Origin of the sequence: Levilactobacillus parabrevis ATCC 53295, from assembly GCF_001434055.1 — a bacterium.
Taxonomy (GTDB): Bacteria; Bacillota; Bacilli; order Lactobacillales; family Lactobacillaceae; genus Levilactobacillus; species Levilactobacillus parabrevis.
Window position 1 is genome coordinate 98137 of record NZ_AZCZ01000002.1, and the last position, 23787, is coordinate 121923.

The window sequence follows — 23787 nt, forward strand, 5'->3', positions numbered from 1 at the left end:
CGCAGAAGAAAATTTTAGCCCTAAATTTTACTTTTTATCCAGCTTTCTTACCGCGAAAACTGCCAGCATATTGTATGATGGTAGTGGAACTAAGTTTGAAAGGTGGTTTTTATTTTGCATAATGACATTCCTGAATTACCTCTAAATAATGGCAACCGGATTCCTCAACTCGGCCTGGGTGTTTTCCAAGTCGACAACGCCGAAGACACGAAGAACGCAGTCAAGTGGGCCTTGGCAGCTGGCTACCGGCACATTGATACGGCGGCTTACTACGGTAACGAGCAGTGGGTCGGCGCAGCGATTCGCGAGAGTGATGTGAAGCGTGAGGATATTTTCGTCACTTCCAAACTTTGGAACAGCGTCCGTGGCTACGACGAAACGAAGCAGGCCTTCCAGGAGACGTTGGACAAGTTGGGATTCGACTATCTCGACATGTTCCTGATTCACTGGCCAGCTCCCGGCTACGCTGAAAGTTGGCGGGCCATGGAAGACCTGTACAAGGCTGGCAAGATCAAGAACATCGGGGTTTCCAACTTCAATCAAGCACAACTTGAGAAGTTAATGGAAACGGCCACGGTTAAGCCCGTCGTCGACCAGATTGAAACGCACCCGTACTTCCAGGAAGATGATCTGCACGCCTACCTGGAAACACAAGGTATCCTGCACGAAGCCTGGAGTCCATTGGGTGGGGGCAACAACAATGCGTTGACTGACCCCGTCATCAATGAATTGGCTGCGGCCCACGATGTGAGCGCCGCCCAGATCATTTTGCGCTGGCACATTCAACGCGAAGAGATCGTGATTCCTAAGTCCATTCATGAGGCACGGATTCAACAGAACCGCGATGTTTTTGCCTTTGGCCTGGATGAGGATGAGATGCGGGCGATTAGCGACCTGGATGCCGGCAAACGCGTGGGTCCAGATCCAGCCGATGAAGCCTGGCTCAAGAAATCGCAGACGTACTCAAGCCGTAAGTAATTAGCGGTAGGGTGGAATGTTCTGATCCTTAGCGAGCACCTCTAACTGGTCAGTCAGCTGATTGACGACGGTGAGGGGGACTTTCGCAAAGGGACTGAAGATACGGGGATGGTCCGGATCGGGCACATCCTGAGTTTCCTTTAATTTAGATACCATCGAGACTAGGTCATCCTTGTGATAGCCTAGTTTTTTGGCGTAATAAATAACTTCGCGGTAACTGACGTTTTTAAAGTAAAAGTAATAACAAAGCCCGGCCACGGTAAAGTACCAGAAGATCGTCCACTCCAGGCCAACCTGACTAGGAGCGATGAAGCCGGTAAAGATCGCGATGAGGACAAAAGCCACGTAGATTAATACGGAGAGGCCAGCCCAACGCTGTTTGGACGTCATAAGATTCAGCTCGATTCTTGAATGATTGCGTTTAGTTTACGGGGTTATGGGATAGATTTCAAGTTATTTTCGGTGATAAGTTAGTGAGAGTTCAAACAGCTAGCTTCACTAGTAGGTATTTAGATGACTGTTATATAGAAAATAGTTCTCGCAAGGCTTTTTCAAAGTGGAGAGATACTTGAGAGCGAGTGATTGAAATTCATAACTTGGTTAAGAACATACTTAGCCGGAGGAGGTCAGGGATGGAGCCAGCTGTGACGGCGGTGTTAGTCCGGGTGTTTGTTTCTTCCCGGGCTTACAGCGTGGGACGACCTCGGAGACGCAGGGTCTTTGCGGCTTCGAGGCGAGCCGGAAGCCAGATCTTTGGCTGCAGGCGGTCCCCACAGTAGGTGGAATCCCTGACAGCCGCAGGCGAGGATTTTTGACCAGGTTAGTTAAATTTCAGTAAACAAAACCATCAATACCAAACGAAAATTTCGCATTTAATGGTGAGTCGTGTATAATAACACAGTATTGTTGCAGACCGCTTTGGAAATGAGAGGTAGACGAATTGAATTTGAGTTTTGAAACCATTCAACCGGAAGATTTTAAACAGGTAGACCAATTGGTTGCGGCGGCGTTCACACCCGCTCAAGCCAGTGCCGGTACCGAGGGAAATCTGATTCACCGGCTACGGACGACCTACGATTATCAACCAAGCCTAGAAGTTGTGGCTAAGCCAGAGATTGACACAGTCGTGGGCCACGGTCTATTGAGTCCCGTGACGATTCGTGGTAACCGCCACACGACTACGATTCTTGGGCTGGCTTCACTGGCCGTTGCGCCGGAGTGGCAGGGCCAAGCTATTGGTAGTCAACTCTTAAGTGAATTGGAAGCTCGCGCTCGGCTGGCTGGCTTTGCGGCCGTCAGCGTGGTAGGGGACATGAACTTCTTTGGTGGCCGTGGCTATGTGATGGCAGAAGATTTTTCAATTCATAATAGTTTGGCAGTACCGATGGGCAGTCACCTTATCAAACCGTTGACGGCTGGGGCGTTAGCTCATGTTGGCGGGATGTTGGAATACCCAACCTCACTAAAATAAATTTTTGATTAGAGGTTGACGACACTTTCTCATCGTGCTATTATCAAATCAATCAAACAACGAACGCTAATTTCCATTACCAAGTAGCGTGTCATCTGTGTGTCAGAAAGTCGGTGGTTGCTGCGAACCGATCAGGGTGATTACGACGAAATACAGTGGAATGTCCTGCTCCGGCAGGCGGATAATAACTAGAGCCGTTACCATCTAGTGAGTGGAGTTACTGGGTCTAGAACCAGTGGCTCAAGCTGGGTGGTACCACGGTTGAAGTCTAAATCGTCCCTGTTGCAATGTTGATTGCAGCGGGGGCGATTTTTTTATACATAAACTAGGCATAAACAAAGAGGAGCGATTTCTATGAAAGAACAAAACAAGCGAGCATGGAAGCCAGTTAGTTTTGGCGAAGCAATGATTATTCTGTTAGCAATGTTACTGATTATGGGTTTGGGCGTCATCAAATTTGGTTTATCACCAATGACACCAGTGTTACTGGTCATCGCCTTAGTTATCCTGTGGGCCAAGATTCGTGGAGCCGAATGGGATGATATTCATAGCGGAATTATCGAAGGTATTAAGACCGGGATTATTCCAATCTTTATTTTCATCCTGATTGGGGCGTTGATCAGTGTTTGGATCGCCGCTGGGATTATTCCATCCATGATGGTCTTCGGGTTCCATTTGATTTCAGCACAGTGGTTTGTACCATCCGTTTTCTTAGTTTGTGCTATTGTTGGGACGTCCATCGGGAGTGCCTTTACCATTATCTCCACGATTGGGATTGCCCTGTTCGGGATGGGAACCACGATGGGCTTTAACCCCGCATTAGTTGCTGGGGCCATCATCTCCGGTGCGATCTTCGGTGATAAGACATCACCACTGTCCGACTCGACCAACTTGGCTTCTGCCATTGCCGAATCCGAATTGTTCGCCCACATCAAGAACTTAATGTGGTCCACGATTCCAGCCTTCCTGGTATCGCTGGTGTTGTACTTTATCATGGGTACCGGTTCATCTGACGCCAATGCGTTGGGCAAGATTAACAAGACCATCGCAACTTTGTCCGCTAACTTTTCTATCACTTGGTGGGCTGCTTTACCAATCGTTGTCATGTTCGTCTGTGCATGGCGGAAGATTCCAGCCATTGCCACGTTGCTGTTAAACGTTGGGTTAGGGATCGTCATGTTATTCATCGAAAAGCCTGCAACGTCATTGAGCAGTGTTGCGACGATGATCGAATCTGGTTTCGTTTCTAAGACTGGTAATGCCAGTGTTGACGCTTTACTTTCTCGTGGTGGGATTAGCGCCATGATGTCTACGGTTTCTCTGATTATCCTGACGCTGACCTTAGGTGGTCTGTTGATGAAGTTCAATATTATTCAAACGGCAATGGTGCCATTGGCCCAACGTCTGAAGAATACGGGTTCAGTGGTCACTGCTGCTATCCTTTCTGGAATCGGCGTGAACGTGTTCGTTGGGGAACAGTACCTCTCTGTTATCTTACCTGGGAAAGCCTTTAAGCAAACCTTTAACGATCGTGGCTTGGACAACTTGGCCTTGAGCCGGGTTCTTGAAGATGGTGGGACTGTGATCAACTACTTGGTTCCATGGGGGGTTGCCGCCGTCTTCGCCGCTAACACGCTGGGTGTTTCCACGTTGGCATACCTGCCATTCTGTTTCTTCAGTCTTCTGTCACCCGTCTTCTCCATCCTCAGTGGGTTCACTGGTGTTGGGTTGAAGCGTCTGCCATCATCTGATGACAGCAGTGCCACTGCCGCAACCGTTGCGACGCAAGCACGCGAAGGTCAAGGGGCCTAAGCGACAAGTTGCGCTATGGTCGCCTGCGGCTGTCAGGGATTCTGCCACTGTGGGGACCGCCTGCAGCCAAAGAACTGGCTTCCGGCTCGGTTTGAAACCTCACCAAATTGCGGGTGAGTTTCCAAACACGTCCCACGCTGTAAGTCCGGGGAGAACCAAGCGCCCGGTCTAACACCGTCGTCACGGTTGGCGCCATCCCTGCCATCCTCCGGCTAAGATAGTAGCGCGACCTGAACACTTGGTAGGCTACGAAGACTCACTTGGCGTTCTCATCTGGTCATCTAATAGTCGATGATAGTGGTACTGGTAGTAGTCAATCCTGTCGTATCAGGTCGGTGTTATTGGAATTTTAAGTAAATTGTATCATTAACGTATTGTCACATGTGTGGGCCATCCGTGAACGACTAGACGTCACGGGTAGGCAATGCGTCAATAATAATTGAATCGTATCCTCTGGAAGGCGTGAGCAAGTTAGCTCACGCCTTTTTCGTGTAGATGTAGTCCGCGGCCTGGTCGTTGAGCGTGTATTCTCGCTGCTGGGCGTCCTCTAAGTAGAGCAGGTTAAGACTGGCGTCGACCTTGGTGACCTGTAGCGGTACGCCAAAGGGAAGGCCCAGATGCTGCAGGTAGTCGACCAGCGCGGCTGACTCCAAGTAGCTGGTGAGAACCACGGTTGTTGGCACGCTGACGGCGCTTAGCCGCGTGATGGGGGAATCATCAAGTATTTGAGTAGGGTTGAGGCTACCGCCAAATGGGCTGTGTTGTGGCGCGCCTAGGTAGTGATTGAGGGCCAGCGCCGTCTCAGCGGTCAAGTCGGCCGCCATGCCCCAAGCCTGACCTGGGACCGCAATCAGTGGTAGATGAAGCTTTTGTACCAGAAAGGTCTCACAGAGCCGGTAATGGCGTAGAAGCTGGCAAGCGAGCTGTTCACCAGTTGGCGTGAGGGTGACGCCGGTATAGCGCCGCCGGTTGACGAGACCGGCGTGTTCTAGTGAACGGGTCATTTCGGTCACGGTGGCGGGTGAGACGTTGGCAAAGTGAATGATTTGTTTATTGCTGACACGTGGCCGGGCAAAGTTACACTCGGCAATGATCTTTATGTAGGTATTTCGATGGTTCAACATCCAATCAGCTCCCTGGTAAAGTTAAAATAGTTAAGTATCCCTAAAAAATATATTCTCCAAATAAAATTTTAAGGCTTCTGTGGTGTGGACGCAACTTTTTCTAGTCGTCATAACAAACGGGTAATGAAAGTTCACTTTATTTTATAGACAAAGCGCTGGATAATGGGCATTTAAGTGGTGCGTTGTTTGGGACGCCCAAAAAATATTTGTTGAACGATTAGGTTAACTTGTGAATCTGGAAAATGGGGACTGACTGGGAATGAAACCGCTTAATAACCATACTATTATCTTAATATATCTTTATATTAAAGTTAAGGTGACCTAAAAAAGTATTTGCAAAGGTTAACTTTTACGTTACAATGAACCCGTTGGAAATTTTAAGGAGGAGGCTTTTAACATGAGTGACACTGTTAAAAAGCACAAGTTGATCGAATATGCCAACGGCCGTTCATTGGAAGAAATAAACGGTACCGTGGCTGTTCCTAAGAATATTAGTTTTTGGAAGGCGTTGTTCATGTATTCGGGGCCTGGCGCACTGGTTGCGGTGGGATACATGGATCCCGGGAACTGGTCCACGTCGATTACCGGTGGGCAAAACTTCCAATACCTGCTGATGTCCATCATCTTGATCTCAAGTTTGATCGCGATGTTATTACAATACATGGCGGCTAAACTTGGTATCGTGAGTCAAATGGACTTGGCGCAGGCGATTCGGGCACGTACGAGTAAATCACTCGGTATCGTGCTCTGGATCATGACCGAATTTGCTATCATGGCGACGGATATTGCCGAAGTCATCGGGGCAGCGATTGCCTTGTACCTGTTATTCCACATTCCATTGGTCATTTCAGTGTTTATCACCGTATTTGATGTCTTGCTATTATTACTGTTGACCAAGATTGGATTTCGGAAAATCGAAGCAATTGTTGTGTGCTTGATTCTGGTGATTCTGTTAGTCTTCGCCTATCAAGTGGCCTTATCCAAGCCTGACTGGGCAGGAGTCTTTGCTGGGTTAGTTCCTAACGTTAAGACGATTTCATCCTCACCAACAGTTGGTGGTCAAACGCCAATTAGTGGGGCCTTGGGTATCATTGGGGCGACGGTTATGCCACATAACCTCTACCTGCACTCCGCAATTTCACAAACGCGGCAGATCAACCACAAGGATGAAAATGACGTTGCTCGGACAGTGAAGTTTGCCAGCTTGGATTCTAACATTCAACTGACACTGGCTTTCTTCGTCAACGCTTTGCTCCTAATCATGGGGGTTGCCGTCTTCAAGAGCGGTGCCGTCAAGGATCCTTCCTTCTTCGGGTTGTTCCAAGCATTGTCTGACACCAACACCATGAGTAATGGTTTGCTAGCTGGTGTTGCCAAGACGGGTGTGCTTTCCACTTTGTTTGCGGTTGCTTTACTGGCTTCTGGGCAAAACTCCACGATTACCGGGACCTTAACCGGTCAAGTTATCATGGAAGGATTCGTCCACATGCGGATGCCACTGTGGTTACGGCGACTGGTTACCCGGTTGATTTCCGTTATTCCAGTGTTGATCTGTGTCATGTTGACCAGTGGCAAGAGTGCCATTGACGAACACACGGCACTCAATGACTTGATGAACAATTCGCAAGTCTTCCTGGCGTTTGCCTTGCCATTCTCAATGCTACCGTTGTTGATGATGACGGATAGCAAGTTGGAAATGGGTAAGCGGTTCAAGAACTCCTGGTGGATCAAGGGACTGGGCTGGTTCTCAGTACTCTTGCTGACTGGTTTGAACCTGTACAACATGCCCGCTTCAATCGTGGCTTTCTTTGGCAATACGCCATCTGCTAGTCAGACGACTATGGCCAATGTGATTGCTTGGGCGCTGAACCTGGCAATCATTGCATTGCTGGCTTGGACCGTTTGGGAGCTACATCGCAGTGCCAAGCGGATGGCCCTTGAAGCCGCTACCGATTCTCAGCCACTACACAAGGAGGACTAACTCATGGCAAAAACGTTTGAACGGATTTTGGTTGGGGTCGATGACTCCGCAGATGCGCTGTTAGCCTTTAACTATGCGACGCATCAGGCGAAGCGAGACGATGCGGAATTGATCATCGTTTCCGTATTGGAAAGTGACGATATGAATGTCTATCAGGCATTGGACTCCGATTATGTTCATGGTGAGCACCGCGAATTAGAGGAACACGTTGCCACGTATCAACAGCGGGCTTTCGATGCCGGCGTCGCCCGGGTACGAATGGTCGTCGCCGAGGGTGATCCCGGTGAAACCATCGTCAAGGACGTGATTCCTCACGTGAAGCCGGATCTGTTAATTGTGGGGTCCGAGTCCAAGAAGGGCGTCCGGCGTCATTTTGGGAGTCAGGCCGCCTACATGGCAAAATACGCGCCAATCTCAGTGTTAGTGATCCGCTAATAAGTTGAATTATCGAAGTCGCTATACCGGTAACACCCGGTATAGCGGCTTTTTTCATGACTAGTGGTGATGATGCCCCGCAACGATATCCCTAAAATGAGTCACTTAATGGTAAATGCGCGTACACTAGCGGCGATAAGAGAGTTAGTCGTGAAATTGATTTGAGGGAGGGATGGCTGATGGCAACCACGTTTAAACGAATTCTAGTTGGTGTCGATGATTCCAAGGACGCGCTGTTAGCATTTGATTACGCCATTTATTTAGCAAAACGCGATGACGCGGAATTGGTGATTGTCTCGGTATTGGAGAACCAACAGATGAATATTTATCAGACGTTGGACACGGACTTTATCCATGGTGAGTATGCTGACCTGGAAGAACATGTGCGGGAATACAAGAAGCAGGCGCGGGAGGCTGGTGTCGCGGACGTCCGCATGATGGTGGCTGAGGGTGAACCCGGCGAGACCATCGTTAAGGATGTAATTCCGGCGGTGGACCCGGACCTGTTGATTGTGGGGTCGTTGGCAAAGAAGGGTGTCAGTCGCCACTTCGGTAGCCAAGCGGCTTACATGGCGAAGTACTCGCCGGTATCAGTATTAGTGGTTCGATAGACTTACCACCTGCGACCCAATTGGCTAAAAGTGTCGCCTATGGCTGCCAGAGATTCCACCTGCTGTGGGGACCAGTCCAAGCCAAAGAGCGGTCTTGAACCTCGACTTGAAACCTCGCCAAAATCGCGAGTTTCCAAGCGCGTCCCATAGTGTAAGAACGGGAAGAACCAAGCACCCGTCCTAACACCATTTGCACGGCTGGTTCCATCTCTGGCCGCCTTCGGCTAGCGTTTGTCGCTGATGGTCATGAGGATTGTAATGTATCGTCAATAACAACAATGGCTACTATAAAAGCTACCCCTGAAAATCAGTTAGATGCTGGTCTTCAGGGGTAGCTTTGTGTGTGATTTTAGAGTATTTCAATGGGGCACTGGGTTAAGTGAGACACGACGATGACTAGTAGCTATCGCCGTTCATGATGGAACTCTTGACGATGACGTAGTCCACGGTCCGAATGTCCAGTAAGTTACGGCCACCGGCGTAGGAGATTGAGGACTGGAGGTCTTCCTGCATCGCATTGAGTGTGTCAGCGATGTCGCCACGGAATGGGACTAACATCTGCTTGCCTTCAACGTTTCGGTAGGCACCCTTTTGCTTTTCGGATGCGGAACCCCAGTATTGTTTGAAGGTCCGGCCGTCGATGGTCAGCAGGCTACCAGGTGATTGTTGGTGTCCGGCGAGCATTGAACCAATCATGACCATGCTAGCGCCGAAACGCACGGACTTGGCGATATCACCGTTGTAACGAATTCCGCCATCAGCAATGATCGGCTTCCGAGCAGCCTTGGCACAGAGCCGAAGGGCGGCTAGTTGCCAGCCCCCGGTCCCAAAGCCAGTCTTGAGCTTGGTGATGCAGGCCTTACCGGGACCGATGCCGACCTTGGTAGCATCAGCACCAGCATTCTCGAGTTCACGGACGGCTTCGGGCGTCCCCACGTTGCCGGCAATAACGAAGCTATCAGGGAGCTTGTCCTTGATCTGCTTGATCATCCGAATGACGGCGTCACTGTGACCGTGGGCAATATCGATTGTGATGTATTCGGGCACTAAATCAGCAGCGGCTAGTTCGTCGATAAAGGCGTGTTCGTCAGCCTTGACACCGACACTAATGGAAGCAAACAGTGACTTTTCGTGCATCCGTTCGACGAACCCCCGTCGTTCCTGGGGTTGGAAACGGTGCATGACGTAGAAGTAGTCGTTTTGCGCAAGCCAAATGGCTAGTGGTTCGTTAATGACGGTTTCCATGTTGGCAGGGACCACGGGAATCTTGAAGCGGTGGGGGCCAAATTCAATACTGGTATCGGCCTCGTGACGGCTTTCAATAATACATTTGTTGGGAATTAATTGGATATCTTCGTAATCAAATACTTCGGCAGGATGCATGTAAGGTCACTCCTTGTTCGTGAATTAGGCGTTCCAGACGTCTTGTAAAATATTCGTTTGTTCGCGGTCGGGACCGACGGAAAGGGTCGCAATGTCAACGCCGACCAATTCAGCCAAGCGCTTGACGTAGTTCTGTGCGTTAACGGGCAGGTCTTCTACGGAATGGCAATTGGTGATGTCTTCGGTCCACCCTGGAAGTTCATCGTAAATGGGTTGGCAAGCGTCCAGGTCAACCAGACTAGCTGGGTAATGATAGATAGTTTCGCCGTTGAGTTCGTAGGCCTTACAAATTTTGACGGTCTTCAAGCCAGTCAGGACGTCCAGGCAGTTCAAGGACAGACTAGTCAGACCGGAAACGCGCTTGGCGTGGCGAAGAACAACGCTGTCGAACCAGCCAATTCGACGAGGACGCTTGGTTACAGTCCCGTATTCGTGGCCGGTTTCGCGGATGGTGTTACCAATCTCATCAAATAATTCAGTTGGGAATGGGCCATCGCCGACCCGAGATGTGTAAGCTTTGCAGACACCGACAACGTGGTCGATCTTAGTTGGGCCCACACCAGCACCGATGGTTACCCCACCAGCAACTGGGTTTGAAGACGTGACGAAGGGATACGTTCCGTGATCGATATCTAACATGACCCCTTGAGCGCCTTCAAACAGCACGTTCTTGCCGGCGTCTAACGCGTCGTTGATGACAACGGACGTATCGGTCACGTGGCCTTTGATTTGTTGACCGAGAGCATAATATTTTTCAAAAATTTCGGTAAAGTCTAACGGTTCTTCATTGTAGAGTTTCGTTAAGACGTTGTTTTTTTCAATTAAGTTTTGCCGGAGCTTATCGGCAAAGATGTCGTGATCGAGCAGATCAGCCACGCGAATACCAATTCGTTCGGCCTTATCCATGTAGGCGGGGCCGATACCCTTGTTGGTCGTCCCAATTTTATTTTCCTTCATCTTCTCTTGCGCTTGATCCAACAAGATGTGGTAAGGCAGAATCACGTGAGCTCGGTCGGAAATCCGGAGATTATCCGTAGATACGCCGTTTTCGTGCAGGTATTCGAGTTCTTGAACCAGTGATTGGGGGTTCAAAACAACACCGTTACCGATAACACTAGTCTTGTCGGCGTAGAAGATCCCTGAGGGAATCAGTCGCAGTTTAAACGTTTGACCATTGAAAACAATAGTATGACCGGCGTTGTCACCACCTTGGTAGCGGGCAATGACATCAGCCTTCTCACTTAGAAAATCCGTGATCTTTCCTTTACCTTCGTCGCCCCATTGGCTACCAACTACTACTGTTGATGACATAACAACACCTCATTACTTTATTTTGCTAGGCCGAACACCCAGCAAGAACAAGTGTAACAAGTTCGGAATTAAAAAGCAACCGAAAAGCGAACTATTTTTATATTTATATCCAATAAAGTTCTATTTATTTCGATATAAAACTAATTATCCCGTAGTTCCATTCAAAATAACTAGCTAAAATAGGATAATCTATGGTATTATTACTACTGGAGCATCATGAGCTATTAATAAAATAATGTTCGGGTTTTAGTCCGTATTTATAGGAGGAAACGCATGTTAGAACGTTATACCCGACCAGAAATGGGTCAGATCTGGTCATTGGAAAATCAGTATAAATCCTGGCTGGCAGTCGAGATCGCCATTGACGAAGCTTGGGCGCAACTGGGCGAGGTCCCAGAAGAAGACGCCCGGAAGATTCGGGCCAACGCGACTTTTGACGTGGAGCGCATTGCCGAGATTGAAGCAGTGACCCATCACGACATGGTCGCTTTTACGCGAAACGTCTCAGAATCACTCGGTTCCGAACGGAAATGGATTCACTTTGGCGTGACGAGTACCGACGTAGTGGACACAGCACAGGGCTACCGACTCAAGCAGGCCAATGTCGTGATTCGCCAAAGCCTAACCGACTTGATTGCGACATTGAAGACCCTGGCGCTGCAATATAAGACGACCGTCATGATTGGCCGGACTCACGGGGTTCAGGCTGAGCCCACCACATTTGGACTGAAGATGGCCCGCTTCTATGAAGAGATGCAACGTAACCTGAAGCGTTTTGACCAAGCTGCGGCCGAAGTTGAGACGGGGAAAATCAGTGGGGCCGTTGGAACCTTTGCCAACGTGCCGCCCGAGGTAGAAGCATTTGTGTGCGACCAACTCGGTATCACGCCACAGCCCATCGCAACGCAGGTGCTTCCGCGGGATCTACATGCGAACTATGTGGCGACGCTAGCCTTGATTGGCACCAGTGTGGAAAACATTGCTACCGAGATTCGCGGGTTACAGCGTTCGGAAATTCATGAAGTCGAAGAACACTTTAATCCCGGGCAGAAAGGGTCTTCGGCAATGCCGCACAAGCGAAACCCAATTGGTTCGGAGAATGTGACCGGGTTGGCGCGAGTCTTGCGCGGGACGATGGTTACGGCGTACGAAGACGTCAGTCTATGGCACGAACGGGATATTTCCCACTCCTCGGCCGAACGGATGATTTTACCAGAAAGTACGACGTTGCTGGATTATATGTTGCACCGAATCAACCGGATTTTAAGCAATCTGGATGTCTTCCCAGAAACAATGAAGGCGAACATGAACCGGACGTACGGCCTGATTTATAGCCAACGGTTACTGTTGAAACTGATTGAATCAGGACTTAGTCGAGAAGACGCCTACGATCTGGTGCAGCCGCTAACGGCACAGGCTTGGGACCAACAGATTCAGTTCCGACCATTGGTAAAAGCTAATTCCGAAATTACGGCGCGCTTAACGCCGGATCAAATCGAAGATGCCTTTGACTATCACTATCACTTACGTCGGGTGGACTATATTTTCCACCGTTTAGGCTTAGACTAGCGCACATTCTAGGGGGAACGGATACCATGAAGACGACTTATTCAGTGACTGACGCACAGCAGAATTTGCCAGCACTCATGCAGGCAGCCAGCACAGGGACGCCCGTTAAGATTGAAACCACGGCGGGCAAGCAACAGGGCGCCGTTCTCCTGAGTGAGGCGCGTTGGACGGCCATTCAACAGCAACTTGCCGGTCAAGAACCAGAAGACGAACTGCACCACCGTCAGGATTTCTACCGGGCGTGGGGGCGACTATAAGGTGACGCAAACGAAAAGAACCGCACCGTCTCGGGGAGAGAACAGTGCGGTTCTTTTTTATGAGGAGTGAGGTCACTTAGGGGGAGTGACACTCAGTTTAGAGGAGTCGGTTAGGTTTGAGGGAACCTAACCAGAATGCGATTCTCTTAAGGGGGAGAGAATCTTAAAGGGATTGAGGTAAATAGAATTTGACTAGTAACAGTTACTGGCTAATTACTATGGTTATTACTATACCTGGAGATTGTGAATAGAAACGGGGGAAACCTGTGACGACTTTTTGACAATTTGTTAAAGGAATTCTAAACGTGTGAAGTTTCCTTAATCTTGCGCATCAAAGTAGGTCTCTAGAAACTCCTCTACGTGAGCTTGATAGCGCGTAGGGTTGATCCAAAAGCTTTCAGCGTGCGAGGCGTTCTTCACGATCCACAACCGCTTGGCCGCATGGGTCGCCGCGTAATTTTCGTAGGCCATACCAACTGGCACGTAAACGTCTTTTTCGCCGTGGATAAAGAGAATTGGTCGTTTATTTTTCTTGAGCTGTTCGGTTGCCGTCACATCACCCAGATAATAGCCCAGTCGTCGCTTGGAAATGGTGCTGACGAGGGGTTCAATCGGGTATTTCGGTAAATGAAATTGGCGCTTGAGGAGATAGGTCAGCTCAGCCTCGATACTCGAGTAACCACAGTCGGCGATGATGGCCTTGACCTGTGGTGGCAAGCTTTCACCGGATAACATTTCCATCGTGGCACCACCCATGCTAACCCCGAACATTAAAATTTTCACGTCGGCGTTAGACCGGTCGATGACCTGCTGAATCCATTGAAGGTAGTCTAGCCGGTCCAGCCAGCCAAAGCTGATGTATTTGCCGGCACTCTCGCCGTGACCACGATCGTCGGGCAAGAGGACGTTGAAGCCTAACCGGTGATACATCTGCGCGAAGTTGGCCATGGTTTCGCCGTTGCCCTTGTAGCCGTGAGAAATGATGACGGTCTTGTTGCTCGGCGTCTCAGCGGGAATATATTCCGCGACCATCCGGTTCTTGGGGTCGTGCTCATGAAGGTACCACTTCTCCTTAGAAACGGCTTGATACCAGTCCACGTAGGCGTAATAGGCATCGGCATATTTCTGCTTATCGGCAGAAGTTTCGGGAACGTAATTGACCCGCTTAAAAGCGAAGTTAAAGAGCCGTTCGCTGGCAAACAGCGAGGTCGCTGCGATACCAATTAGGGGGAGGGTCCAGGTCAACGTTTTCTTCTTCAATTAATCAGGTCCTTTCGTATTTTGAGGTCGATTGAATCTTGTTTCTTTAACATAACTGTCCCAGTCGCGTTTAAAAGATAATCTACTATAAGAGGCGATTGGATGTTAACCGTAATGAACTTTGAAAATAATCCCAACAGTTCGCTGTGGTTAAAAACCAGACTAACCGATAAGCGATTAGTCTGGCAGTCATTCCGTGATTTGTCAATTAATTTCAATCCAAGTACAGCCGCTTCAAGTCGGTGATGTCACGACCAGAGAGGCCCAACACATCATGCAAATAGTCCTGGGCACCACCGTATTGGGTGTTCACGATCTTAGTGGCGGCCGCAAAGTAATCCGGACTGACCGTGTAGAGGGCACGCATGTTGGTGATAAACGTTTGGCTCAGCCCGCGTTCCTTGGCCGCCGCGCTTTGCTGGGCAATCTTGGGGGCAATCACATCGTTAGTCATCAGATAATCCTGACGAATCACCTGTGGGTCGACACCTAGGGCGCTCAACGCAAAGTAGGCGCCCATCCCAGTCCGGTCTTTACCAGCCGTACAGTGGAACAGCACAGCCTTATCCGGTTGGTCGTTTGCCAGTAACGTTTCAAAGAAGTCGTGATAGGCGACCTGGGCAGAGCGCAGCGTCATCATTTGCCGGTAGACATCCAGCATGTGATTGTGGCCGGATTGGTCATCAGTTGAGAAGCGTTCTTCCAATTGTTCCTGTGAAGCAGAGGCATCCGTCTCGTCATCGGCAGGGAAGACGGGGAGAAAATGATAGTTCACGCCAGCGGGCACCTTGTCGGGTGATTGAAGCTGTTCGTCCTTGGAACGAAAGTCCACATCAGCCACGACACCATAATCAGTGAGGTGCTGTTGATCGGCGGGGGTGAGATCAGCCAGGCCAGCAGTCCGAATCAATTTATGCCATTTGACTGTGTGCCCGTCGATCGTGGGATAACCCCCTAATTCTCTGAAGTTGAGGCCCCCAGTCACGGCGATAATTCGGTTGTTTGTCATTACTATTTCCACCCTTTCCTATCAGTTACTACGCGTTCTATTTTAACGGTTTTTGCAAAAATTACCTAGTAATTGCTTCTGGAGGAAGCTCTTTTTCGTGAAACGCTGTATACTGGCATAAGGGCAAAGAGAATGAAGAAGGCAAAAAGATAGGGTGATAGTCGTGAGTTTGCGTGGGAAATGGTTACTCTTCAAGACCCAGCATAGTCAGCTCAAGCAGCAGATGCAGCAAGCATTTTTACAACCCAGTCGGCAGAACCGCGCCGTGGTACCCCAAAAATTTCCAGAATCCATCGTCACTAAAGAACGCGAAGTCTTTGGCGGTCGGATTCTCACCGCGGGTTCCGGTGCGCCGCTGCCCCAGCACGTGATTTTATTTCACGGCGGGGCCTACACCATGCAAGGGACGACGGGTCACCGGAAGCTAATGGTGACCATGATTCAGCAAGCCAATCTGCGTGTATCCTATGTTGATTACCCGTTAGTTCCCGAAGCCACCGTCGATCAAACGGTGACGTTTGCAATGAATGCCTATGAATATTTGCGGGCACAGTACCCAGACGACCAATTCTTCTTAATGGGGGATTCCGCTGGTGGTGGCTTGGCGCTGACCGTACTCCAACAATTGCAGGAGCACCAAGAGCCGATGCCAGCTGGGACCGTCCTCGTCTCACCGTGGACCGATCTCAGTATGATGAATCCCGACCTCAACGTGGCCGCTAAGCACGACCCGTTCCTCACACTGGCGACGCTGAAGAAAATCGGTTTCAAATACGCCGGCAATCATCCGGTGACGGACCCCATTGTCAGTCCCATCTATGGTAACTTTGACGACCTGGGACCAGTCATGTTGTACTACGGCACCAATGAATTGTTGCGGGCCGATGACCAACGGTTGCTGCAGAAGTTGGAGACCGCCAGTGGCACGCCGTTCACGGCCCACGTGATGAAGTCGATGCTGCATGACTACATTCTGTGGCCGGAATTGCCAGAATCAAAAAAGACTTTCAAAGAAATCAAACAGTTTATCTTAACCGGTGAGCTAGAATAGCTATCGAGATGGCTCATTTAGTAATTACTGACAAAAAACAATCAATTTAAAGCTAACCAAAAAGAACCGCCTTCCACTTCATCTGGGAGGCGGTTCTTCATATCTAAACTGCTATTTAATCACGCGAACTAATTGCTTGTTCCCTGTGATATAGCCACCGGCAACTTGGTAACGCAACGTGTCATTCTTGTTAAAGTTATTGGCGTTGGCGTAAGTCCAACCGGTCACCTTGAGAATCGCGTGAGCGGAGAAGTGCTTGTTCTGCTTCGTCAGGTTAGCTGTACCGTAACGATTCAATGCAGTCTTGGCTTGAACGCGCTTAGGCATGGTTTGTTTGCCAGACTGAACGAGCGTCTTGTTAGCGGTAATGTAGCGACCGTTGCTCAGGACAAACCGGGTCGTTAAGTTCTGGTTCACGATCTTCTTAACTTTTAGAACTTGGCCTTGCTTGTAGTGGGCCTTCTTGTGGGTCAAACTCTTCTTGCTGTAGGCGTTAACGCCCTTAGGATTGATGACGGTAATCGTCTTGTGCTTAGCGGCGTAGTAAACGCGGCTGGTGTACTTGGCGTTGGCCGTGACGTAACCGGTCTTACCGTTGGTCTTGCTGTGGTGATTGACGTCCTTGACTTGGTAACGTTTGACGCCGTTCTTAGATTTGGCGTAGCCGGTTACGACAAACATCGGCCGGTTGATCCGCGCTTTCTTAGCGTACCACTGTTTGCGCGCCTTGTTGGTGAAGGTAGCGTGCTTGTAAAGGCCAATCTTCTTCGTGGCGTAAATGACAGTGCCTTCGGGGGCAATAGTAGCGCCATCACCGCCGCTGATAATAACGGGAGCGTACGTGTAAGTCACGGATTTGGCAGTACTGCTAAAGGTTCCCGTCTCGTCACCGGTCGTATCGGTCAGACCGTAGCCATTGATGTCGAGGGGCGCGGTCTTGTAGCTGTCACCGAGCTTACCCGTCAACGTCTTGTCTGGCCTCAGCGTGTTGCCTTGGTCATCGACGTAGTGAACGGTGACGGGCTGGCTGGCGCTAGGCGTGGGTGTTGGTGTTGGGTCAGGGATAACTGGCTTTTCTTCAAACCAGAAGCTGTAGGCCTGCAGACCATTTAGGAGTAAACCACTCATTTCGTAGGTGCCGTCTGCTTGTTTGATATAGTAGTCGGACATGGGTTTGCTGAGTAGTGAAACCATTTGACGATAGGAAGCATCTGGGTCGATGGTTGTTAGTTTTTTATCCGAGTAGTTGCTTAGGACAGTACCACTGATTAAGGCGTTGTAAATTAAATCGCTGAGTATATCATAGTTCTCTTCACTTTTGAACATTGAATCCATTTGTGTCAGGAGCCCTGCAGTAGAAGAAACAGCTACCAGCTTCTTTCGAAGTGAATTTTGGTAGTCGGACTGGAGTTGATCGAAGGTGATGATTCCTTCTTTTTTCTGAGCAACGTGACTAGCAAGCCATACCATTGCATATGAGGATAAGGTTTGCGACTCGATTACCTCTTCTTTTGAGATTCCCGAGGCCTCTCCGTATGTTTCATACATATAATCGATATAGGATTTATTTAAGTCGACAGTAATTGAAGCTGCGAGTTGTTGCTGAAGGGATTCTTGTATGCTTGAAGGAATTTCAGGATTATCAGCCATCAATTTGTTCATGAACTCATCATTATTAATTTCTGCGGCGGTTAGTACAGTAGGAGCGCCTGGATAGGTGTAATATTTCGTATTACCATCCCTATCACTAATTAGAGTATATGGCATCCCAATTGAACCAACTTTAATCGTGGTTTCTGCGGCATCGTTAGCCTTAGTCGTGGCTGCTGTCGCATTATCTGAAGTTCCGGTGCTATCAGCGTGAACGACGCTGGGACTGATGACTCCCCCAAAGAGAATCAGTGCTAAGCCGGCAATTGTAATTTTTCTAGTCATTTTGAACATTTAGATCACCCCGTATACTTTTTGCTTCCTCATTGGAGAGCAGTATACCATAATTATAGTTGTAATATAAGTGCTAAAGTGGCTTTGTAATAGTAATGGAAGCGGATTATTTGAAAATATAATGAGAAGAATAAAAGCTAAAGTGTTAGTTGCACAAAGCAACTAAAAAGTGGTAATCGACTGATTAATAAGCTGGAAATCGTTCATGCGTTGGTCGTTTTAAAAGAAAATTCATGTCAAAAGCTTGGTATATCAAGTAATTTTGCCACGATTGCTCACACATAGAAATGGTTTCAGGGGGAAATGGCTTGTATTGCGAGCGAAGATTGGTCAACCTCATTTTTTTCTATTAAAAAGAGGTTAGGACGGTAGGGTCTTAACCTCAAAATGGTCTAAAAATTTTTTATTTGTAAAATATGCTAAACATCTACGTGGTGTTTCAATCGTGGAAAGACGTGGTAGTCTGACCAGCCCATGACGGCACCTTGCGCAACCAGTGCCAGCACCGTCCCGAAACCGATAGCGTGCAGTTGGCCCGTAAAGATGTAAGACAGCACGATAATGGTAACCGGTGGGATGTAGCTCGTCCACTGGGCAATGACGGCGGAACCCTTTAGGAAACGGAACCGCAGAATGTAAGCCAGGTCATCGTTAGGATGCATGATGATATTGCACCGCTGGTAGATGGACACGGCGGCTGCCACCCCGAAGAGGCCAATGATATCGACGATCACGCGGCCAGTCAGATTCAGCGTGTTGACCCCAATCCAGTTCCAGAAGTAGCCAATCCATTCGACTAGGTAACTGAAGGGGATGATGTAGAGGATGTTGGAGACGAACCGTTTACGGTCAAAGTGTCCCAGAAACAGTTGATTCATAATGGTGACCACGATCCCGTAGCCAAACAGTGTGGTCCCTAGGGGCACGTGAATCCAATTCGCCAGGTTGACGGATGAACCAGTCCAAACGGCACTCCCAAGGTTGGTCGAAATGGTTAAGGCGTTAGCGGCGGAGTTTAAAAAGATGGAGAACACCAAAAAACGCATGCGTTGTCCAAAGTCTTGCATTTTCGCCACTTTCCGTCACCCTGCTTTCTCTCGTATACCCTTTAGTGTAGTTTACTTTTCCTGTAATGGGAAGTCTTTTCACAAAGTCGGTGTGCGCTTAGCTGCCCGTTGGACAAAGTTGGCGAAGATCTGGCGCGACTCTTCGTGATGCTTATACATGTTCTCCGGGTGCCACTGGACGGCCAGAATTTGGTCGCTGTCTGGTGACTCCAGGGCTTCGACGACTTGGTCATCAGCCATTGCGGTCACCTGTAAACTGGGCGCCACGTCCTTAACGGCTTGGTGGTGCCGTGAATTGACGTAGGGCCGGGGACCAACCAACGTGCTCAACATGCTGTCGGGTGCAACCGTGATGTGGTGACTGGGCTGGTTACCCATGGCCGCCTGACTGTGTTTGATATAGGCGGCCTTGTCCTCGCTGAGATCCTGGTACAAGGTGCCACCTAGCCCAACGTTGATCAGCTGTAAGCCACGGCAGATGCCGAGAATCGCCTTGTTGTTGGCAACGGCTTGTTTTAGGAGTTCAACTTCGAATAGGTCGCGTTTGCGATAGGTCTTACCCAACCGGATGTGGGGTTCTTCATTAAAGAAGGTGGGGTCGACATCGGCACCACCGAGGAAGAGCACCCCGTCAAAGAGGGGCAGGTACTCGGCAACGTCAGCCGGATCGACGCTCGGTAGAATGATTGGCAGGCCACCGGCTTTGACGATGGCCTCCACTGCGGGGCGCGGCGCAAAGGCAGCGTTCCGTTCGTTAATGATATTGGTGGCTTCGTCGAGTGTGTCGGCGGGTAAAGCAATGCGTGGGCGCATAGCGTCGCTTCCTTTCAATTTTCCATTGGGGGTTAAACCGTTCGCCTTACAGCGTCTCCGGGTTGGTTAAAATGGACTGGGGCGCTGAGGGCGGACGCCTAAAGCCGAAGAACGGTCTTTAGGCTTGGCACTAAGCCACTAGAATCGTGTCTTAGTGCCACCAATTCTCTAAGCGGCGAAGACCGCCACTAAGACAATTCCCACAGCTGAGCCCATTTTAACCAACCCTGCGACTCATACGGCGTTAACCTGCAATGAATCTCTGATAATTGGTCATATCTCATGGAAATCTAATATGATGATACTTGCCCAGTATACCCGTGGTGCTGAGGCTTTGTCACGCTTATTTGGCGATTTGCGGATTCTGGCTAAGTTGGGGCATAGTTATGTTGAAATTGGTGAGTCAATCGGGTGTTGACGGTGTCATTTGACGAGTCGTTTGCGGTCGTCGGCTGGGCATTGAAAACCTTAATGTAATTGATTTGGAAACGCTACCCAACCCGTAAAATTTTTTGACAAAATAATTCACAATTATTTTGAATAACCCTACAATAGAATAGTAGACAAAAAAATAAAGCGAGGTAAACATGATGACAGAACGACAAGTGATTCAAGAGATTTTGAATTCTGAAGCGGTTCTTTACAGCTTTGAAAACGTCGATGAGGATTCAAAGGAATACACGCTTTTACTGCAACGTCAAGATAAGGATGTTCGGCCCATCGAGGAGTTAAACGACGAAATCAAGAAGTATTTCGAAAGCGCTAACTTCCAGTACAAAGAAGAATTGAATCCTGAAGGCGAAGGCGATATCCGCTTAGTCATCAAACGGGTTTGATCTTTACATATTCGCGGTTATGGTAGTGAATAGGTCGCAACAAATTTTAGACTTACCGGAGCTTGGGGGCTGACCTCAAGCTCTTTTTAATGCCATTAAAAGGGTGTTCGCTGGCAGATTGCGGTTGGTTTCGGTAAAATGGATAGGATTGATTTGACAGAATTGGAGGCAGGCAACGTGACGCTAGAAGAACTGTATCGCACGATGGCGAAGGAGATGGGGCCGCAACCCTGGTTGAAGCCCGGTACGCCGTGGGCCGAGACGCCGGTCGAAATCATGCTGGGCGCGATTCTGGTCCAGAACACCAATTGGCGTAACGTGGAGCCGTCACTGATCGCCCTCAAGGCACAGACGGGATTCAATCCAGCCAAATTGCGGGAATACACGCCGGATACGCTGATTCCCGTGATTCGCAGCAGTGGATTCTACCAACGAAAGAGTGAAGCGATTCTGGCGCTAGCAACTTGGTTGGGCGAGGCTAACGATGACTTAGCTGCGTTGAAACAGCGCGGTGGGGCCAGTCTCCGCGAAGAGCTGCTCAGTATTACGGGTATCGGCAACGAGACCGCCGATTACATCCTGATGTACACGCTGGATCACGGTACCTTCATGGTCGACACCTATGCGCGACGGTTATTCGGTTGGCTGGGTGCAACCATGCCCAAGACGTATCCAGCATTCCAGAAGAAGGTCCTGGGTCAACTCGACTTCGCCTTGGCCGACTATCAGGAGTTTCATGCTCTGATCGACGAGTTCGGTAAGCAGATCAAAAATGATACCGATTTTGCCCAATCGTTTCTGGCAGGGAAACAGCTGACCATTTAGAATTGAAATTTCTGCTTGTGACTACTTAGAATTCTGTCTGCTGTGAGTTACGGTCGGCGTCACATCAGAGTTGGTAGGAGAGCCAGCGAGTTGTGTCCGTGTGGAGACCACAGAGCTGAGTAAAATATTTGGACACTTAGTTTTAAATCCATGTAAAGCCGTAGGGCCGGTGAAAATGGACTCAGCTGTGGGAATTGCCTTAGTGGCGGTCTTGGCCGCTTAGGCAATTGGTGGGTTGAAAATTCGGTTCTCAGAGGTTTCAACCCAAGCCTAAAGACCGGCCTTTGACTTTAGGCGTCCGCCCTCAGCGTCACGGTTCATTTTCACCGACCCGAAGGCAAGGCGCAGCGTACATGGATTTAAAACCTTAAGGAATTACCAAACCAGCGGGCACCCGATACAAAATCTGGTGTTTTCAACCGGGGTCGTGATATGATGAGTGAAGTGAAATTGGAACCGCTTCCGATTCGAAAGCAGTTATGGAGGGAGTAAATACATATGGCACTTAAACAACCGGAAGATTATATTTTGGCGGTCGACCAAGGGACGAGTAGTACCCGGGCGATGATTTTTGACCGCACCGGGCGCAAGGTCATCGAAGGCTATAAGGAGGTTCCCCAGTATTATCCGCATGCGGGCTGGGTCGAATCCGACGCCAATGAAATTTGGAACAGTGTGCTCTCGGTGATTGCTAGCGCCCTTATCGACGCCTCGATTCATCCAGAAAACATTCAAGCCATTGGCATTAGTAGCCAACGGGAAACCACCATCGTGTGGGATAAAATTACCGGCGAACCGATTTATCACGCTATCGGTTGGCAAAGTCAACAAACGGCGAGTCTGGCGAAGAAGCTGGCTGCGGACGGTCGTGCCAAGGCCATCAAAGACAAGACCGGACTGGTGCTAGATGCTTACTTCAGTGCCACCAAGATTCGCTGGATTTTGGATCACGTGCCGGGAGCACAGGAACGTGCCGAGAATGGCGACCTGCTGTTTGGGACGGTTGACAGTTGGCTGGCCTGGAAGCTCTCCGGGGGGAAGATTCACGTGACCGACTACAGTAACGCGAGTCGGACCATGCTCTTTAACATTCACGAGCTCGAATGGGATCAGGATATTTTGAACTGGCTCAACATTCCTGCTGCGATGTTGCCCGAAGTGAAGTCGAGTTCCGAAGTCTACGGGGTCACGCAGAATTTCCAATTCTACGGGGTGGAAGTGCCCATTGCCGGCCTAATCGGGGACCAATCGGCCGCCTTGTTGGGGCAACTGGCCTTAGAACCCGGGACTGTCAAGAACACGTACGGTGATGGGGCCTTCGTCATGATGAACACCGGGGATGAACCACAGACGTCCGAGCATAATTTGTTGACGACGATTGCGTATAAGCTAGACGGTAAGGTGACCTACGCGCTCGAAGGGTCAATCTTAGTGGCTGGTACTGCCTTAGCTTGGCTTCACGAAAGTATGAAGATCATCGACAACGTTCCCGAATCACGTCAAGCCGCGATGGCCTCGACCGATGAGGATGAAGTTTACGTGGTGCCCGCCTTTAACGGTCTGGGTGCGCCGTACTGGGATCCCGATGCGAAGGGGGCCGTCTTTGGCCTGTCGCGGGGGACGAACCGTAACGACTTCGTGAAGGCCACGCTCCAGTCGATTGCCTATCAGACCCGTGATGTTTTGCGGACCATGAAGCAGGATACCGGCATCGACATTTCCGAGCTGATGGCCGATGGCGGGGCTTCGCGGAACCGCTATCTGATGCAGTTCCAGGCCGATATTCTCGACACGCCGGTGCACCGAGCAGCCGATGAGGAGACCACGGCGATGGGCGCTGCCATTACGGCGGGCCTGGCCGTGGGCTACTGGAAGAGTCTGGATGAAATCAAACAGATTCGGACGGATGGTCGCTTATTTACGCCGAACATGTTGCCGGATCGGCGCGAACACCTCTATGCTGGGTGGAAACAAGCGGTGAAGGCGACACGGGCATTCAAGCCAGATAACCTGTAATGGGTCAACAGTCAACCACGCCCGTTTAAAAACG

21 protein-coding genes are annotated in these 23787 nt (G+C 49.7%); 12 read left to right on the top strand and 9 right to left on the bottom strand.

The window, feature by feature from the left end; genetic code table 11:
- Positions 1–114 precede the first annotated feature (114 nt).
- A complete protein-coding gene (locus FD07_RS01000) occupies positions 115–978 on the top strand; it encodes an aldo/keto reductase (RefSeq protein ID WP_020089459.1) in 864 nt (287 codons plus the stop codon).
- Here FD07_RS01000 and FD07_RS01005 read toward each other — a convergent pair whose 3' ends face one another.
- Positions 979–1368, bottom strand: coding sequence for a hypothetical protein (locus tag FD07_RS01005; protein ID WP_020089458.1), 390 nt, complete (start codon positions 1366–1368; stop codon positions 979–981).
- Positions 1369–1918: 550 nt separating this feature from the next.
- Between FD07_RS01005 and FD07_RS01010 the strand changes: the two genes are divergently transcribed.
- Positions 1919–2449 carry a GNAT family N-acetyltransferase gene (locus FD07_RS01010; RefSeq protein WP_020089457.1) on the top strand — a complete coding sequence of 177 codons (531 nt, stop codon included), beginning with the start codon at positions 1919–1921 and terminating at the stop codon, positions 2447–2449.
- A 354-nt stretch (positions 2450–2803) separates the two neighbouring features.
- Entirely contained in the window at positions 2804–4261 is a 1458-nt protein-coding gene (nhaC, locus tag FD07_RS01015) for a Na+/H+ antiporter NhaC (protein ID WP_020089456.1), read from the top strand.
- Between the two features lie 476 nt (positions 4262–4737).
- On the opposite strand, the gene FD07_RS01020 is transcribed toward nhaC, so the two are convergent.
- Complete coding sequence (locus tag FD07_RS01020) at positions 4738–5385, bottom strand: metal-dependent transcriptional regulator (RefSeq protein ID WP_020089455.1); 648 nt, start codon at positions 5383–5385, stop codon at positions 4738–4740.
- A 397-nt stretch (positions 5386–5782) separates the two neighbouring features.
- On the opposite strand from FD07_RS01020, the gene FD07_RS01025 reads away from it, so the two are divergent.
- The 3 genes from FD07_RS01025 (at position 5783) to FD07_RS01035 (ending at position 8412) form a co-directional block, all read left to right on the top strand.
- Positions 5783–7366, top strand: a complete 1584-nt coding sequence (locus tag FD07_RS01025; protein ID WP_020089454.1) for an Nramp family divalent metal transporter — start codon at positions 5783–5785, stop codon at positions 7364–7366.
- 3 nt (positions 7367–7369) lie between these two features.
- Complete coding sequence (locus FD07_RS01030; RefSeq protein WP_020089453.1) at positions 7370–7801, top strand: universal stress protein; 432 nt, start codon at positions 7370–7372, stop codon at positions 7799–7801.
- Positions 7802–7980: 179 nt separating this feature from the next.
- Complete coding sequence (locus FD07_RS01035; RefSeq protein WP_020089452.1) at positions 7981–8412, top strand: universal stress protein; 432 nt, start codon at positions 7981–7983, stop codon at positions 8410–8412.
- 396 nt (positions 8413–8808) lie between these two features.
- Here the strand turns inward: FD07_RS01035 and FD07_RS01040 are convergent, their stop codons facing one another.
- Positions 8809–9795, bottom strand: coding sequence for a GMP reductase (locus FD07_RS01040; RefSeq protein ID WP_020089451.1), 987 nt, complete (start codon positions 9793–9795; stop codon positions 8809–8811).
- 24 nt (positions 9796–9819) lie between these two features.
- Positions 9820–11106: an adenylosuccinate synthase gene (locus FD07_RS01045; RefSeq protein WP_020089450.1), complete on the bottom strand. Its 1287-nt coding sequence runs from the start codon at positions 11104–11106 to the stop codon at positions 9820–9822.
- A gap of 273 nt (positions 11107–11379) precedes the next feature.
- Here FD07_RS01045 and purB point away from each other — a divergent pair, with 273 nt between their 5' ends.
- Positions 11380–12675 carry an adenylosuccinate lyase gene (gene purB, locus FD07_RS01050; protein ID WP_020089449.1) on the top strand — a complete coding sequence of 432 codons (1296 nt, stop codon included), beginning with the start codon at positions 11380–11382 and terminating at the stop codon, positions 12673–12675.
- A 26-nt stretch (positions 12676–12701) separates the two neighbouring features.
- On the top strand, positions 12702–12932 hold the full coding sequence (locus FD07_RS01055; RefSeq protein WP_020089448.1) for a type II toxin-antitoxin system Phd/YefM family antitoxin: 231 nt from the start codon (positions 12702–12704) through the stop codon (positions 12930–12932).
- Positions 12933–13250: 318 nt separating this feature from the next.
- On the opposite strand, the gene FD07_RS01060 is transcribed toward FD07_RS01055, so the two are convergent.
- Together FD07_RS01060 and FD07_RS01065 are read right to left on the bottom strand one after the other, a co-directional pair.
- Positions 13251–14192 (bottom strand): alpha/beta hydrolase, encoded by a 942-nt coding sequence (locus tag FD07_RS01060; RefSeq protein WP_020089447.1) that lies wholly within the window; start codon positions 14190–14192, stop codon positions 13251–13253.
- A 214-nt stretch (positions 14193–14406) separates the two neighbouring features.
- A complete protein-coding gene (locus tag FD07_RS01065) occupies positions 14407–15201 on the bottom strand; it encodes a tyrosine-protein phosphatase (RefSeq protein ID WP_020089446.1) in 795 nt (264 codons plus the stop codon).
- Between the two features lie 163 nt (positions 15202–15364).
- Here FD07_RS01065 and FD07_RS01070 point away from each other — a divergent pair, with 163 nt between their 5' ends.
- Positions 15365–16252, top strand: coding sequence for an alpha/beta hydrolase fold domain-containing protein (locus tag FD07_RS01070; protein WP_020089445.1), 888 nt, complete (start codon positions 15365–15367; stop codon positions 16250–16252).
- 111 nt (positions 16253–16363) lie between these two features.
- On the opposite strand, the gene FD07_RS01075 is transcribed toward FD07_RS01070, so the two are convergent.
- The 3 genes from FD07_RS01075 to FD07_RS01085 form a co-directional block, all read right to left on the bottom strand.
- Positions 16364–18187: a DUF5776 domain-containing protein gene (locus tag FD07_RS01075; RefSeq protein ID WP_162254214.1), complete on the bottom strand. Its 1824-nt coding sequence runs from the start codon at positions 18185–18187 to the stop codon at positions 16364–16366.
- A gap of 428 nt (positions 18188–18615) precedes the next feature.
- Positions 18616–19272: a YczE/YyaS/YitT family protein gene (locus FD07_RS01080; RefSeq protein WP_027825965.1), complete on the bottom strand. Its 657-nt coding sequence runs from the start codon at positions 19270–19272 to the stop codon at positions 18616–18618.
- A gap of 69 nt (positions 19273–19341) precedes the next feature.
- Complete coding sequence (locus tag FD07_RS01085) at positions 19342–20076, bottom strand: gamma-glutamyl-gamma-aminobutyrate hydrolase family protein (protein WP_020089442.1); 735 nt, start codon at positions 20074–20076, stop codon at positions 19342–19344.
- Positions 20077–20666: 590 nt separating this feature from the next.
- Here FD07_RS01085 and FD07_RS01090 point away from each other — a divergent pair.
- The 3 genes from FD07_RS01090 to glpK all read left to right on the top strand — a co-directional run bounded on the left by FD07_RS01090 (position 20667) and on the right by glpK (position 23753).
- Positions 20667–20912, top strand: a complete 246-nt coding sequence (locus FD07_RS01090; RefSeq protein ID WP_020089441.1) for a hypothetical protein — start codon at positions 20667–20669, stop codon at positions 20910–20912.
- 177 nt (positions 20913–21089) lie between these two features.
- Positions 21090–21737, top strand: a complete 648-nt coding sequence (locus FD07_RS01095) for an endonuclease III domain-containing protein (RefSeq protein WP_020089440.1) — start codon at positions 21090–21092, stop codon at positions 21735–21737.
- A 498-nt stretch (positions 21738–22235) separates the two neighbouring features.
- On the top strand, positions 22236–23753 hold the full coding sequence (gene glpK, locus FD07_RS01100; protein ID WP_020089439.1) for a glycerol kinase GlpK: 1518 nt from the start codon (positions 22236–22238) through the stop codon (positions 23751–23753).
- Positions 23754–23787 lie beyond the last annotated feature (34 nt).

What these genes read in the sequence shown, in the direction of transcription:
- FD07_RS01005 (WP_020089458.1), bottom strand. Translation starts at nt 1,368, where the DNA reads ATGACGTCCAAACAGCGTTGGGCTGGCCTCTCCGTATTAATCTACGTG.
- nhaC (WP_020089456.1), top strand. Translation starts at nt 2,804, where the DNA reads ATGAAAGAACAAAACAAGCGAGCATGGAAGCCAGTTAGTTTTGGCGAA.
- FD07_RS01020 (WP_020089455.1), bottom strand. Translation starts at nt 5,385, where the DNA reads ATGTTGAACCATCGAAATACCTACATAAAGATCATTGCCGAGTGTAAC.
- FD07_RS01025 (WP_020089454.1), top strand. Translation starts at nt 5,783, where the DNA reads ATGAGTGACACTGTTAAAAAGCACAAGTTGATCGAATATGCCAACGGC.
- FD07_RS01030 (WP_020089453.1), top strand. Translation starts at nt 7,370, where the DNA reads ATGGCAAAAACGTTTGAACGGATTTTGGTTGGGGTCGATGACTCCGCA.
- FD07_RS01035 (WP_020089452.1), top strand. Translation starts at nt 7,981, where the DNA reads ATGGCAACCACGTTTAAACGAATTCTAGTTGGTGTCGATGATTCCAAG.
- FD07_RS01040 (WP_020089451.1), bottom strand. Translation starts at nt 9,795, where the DNA reads ATGCATCCTGCCGAAGTATTTGATTACGAAGATATCCAATTAATTCCC.
- FD07_RS01045 (WP_020089450.1), bottom strand. Translation starts at nt 11,106, where the DNA reads ATGTCATCAACAGTAGTAGTTGGTAGCCAATGGGGCGACGAAGGTAAA.
- purB (WP_020089449.1), top strand. Translation starts at nt 11,380, where the DNA reads ATGTTAGAACGTTATACCCGACCAGAAATGGGTCAGATCTGGTCATTG.
- FD07_RS01055 (WP_020089448.1), top strand. Translation starts at nt 12,702, where the DNA reads ATGAAGACGACTTATTCAGTGACTGACGCACAGCAGAATTTGCCAGCA.
- FD07_RS01065 (WP_020089446.1), bottom strand. Translation starts at nt 15,201, where the DNA reads ATGACAAACAACCGAATTATCGCCGTGACTGGGGGCCTCAACTTCAGA.
- FD07_RS01075 (WP_162254214.1), bottom strand. Translation starts at nt 18,187, where the DNA reads ATGACTAGAAAAATTACAATTGCCGGCTTAGCACTGATTCTCTTTGGG.
- FD07_RS01085 (WP_020089442.1), bottom strand. Translation starts at nt 20,076, where the DNA reads ATGCGCCCACGCATTGCTTTACCCGCCGACACACTCGACGAAGCCACC.
- FD07_RS01090 (WP_020089441.1), top strand. Translation starts at nt 20,667, where the DNA reads ATGACAGAACGACAAGTGATTCAAGAGATTTTGAATTCTGAAGCGGTT.
- glpK (WP_020089439.1), top strand. Translation starts at nt 22,236, where the DNA reads ATGGCACTTAAACAACCGGAAGATTATATTTTGGCGGTCGACCAAGGG.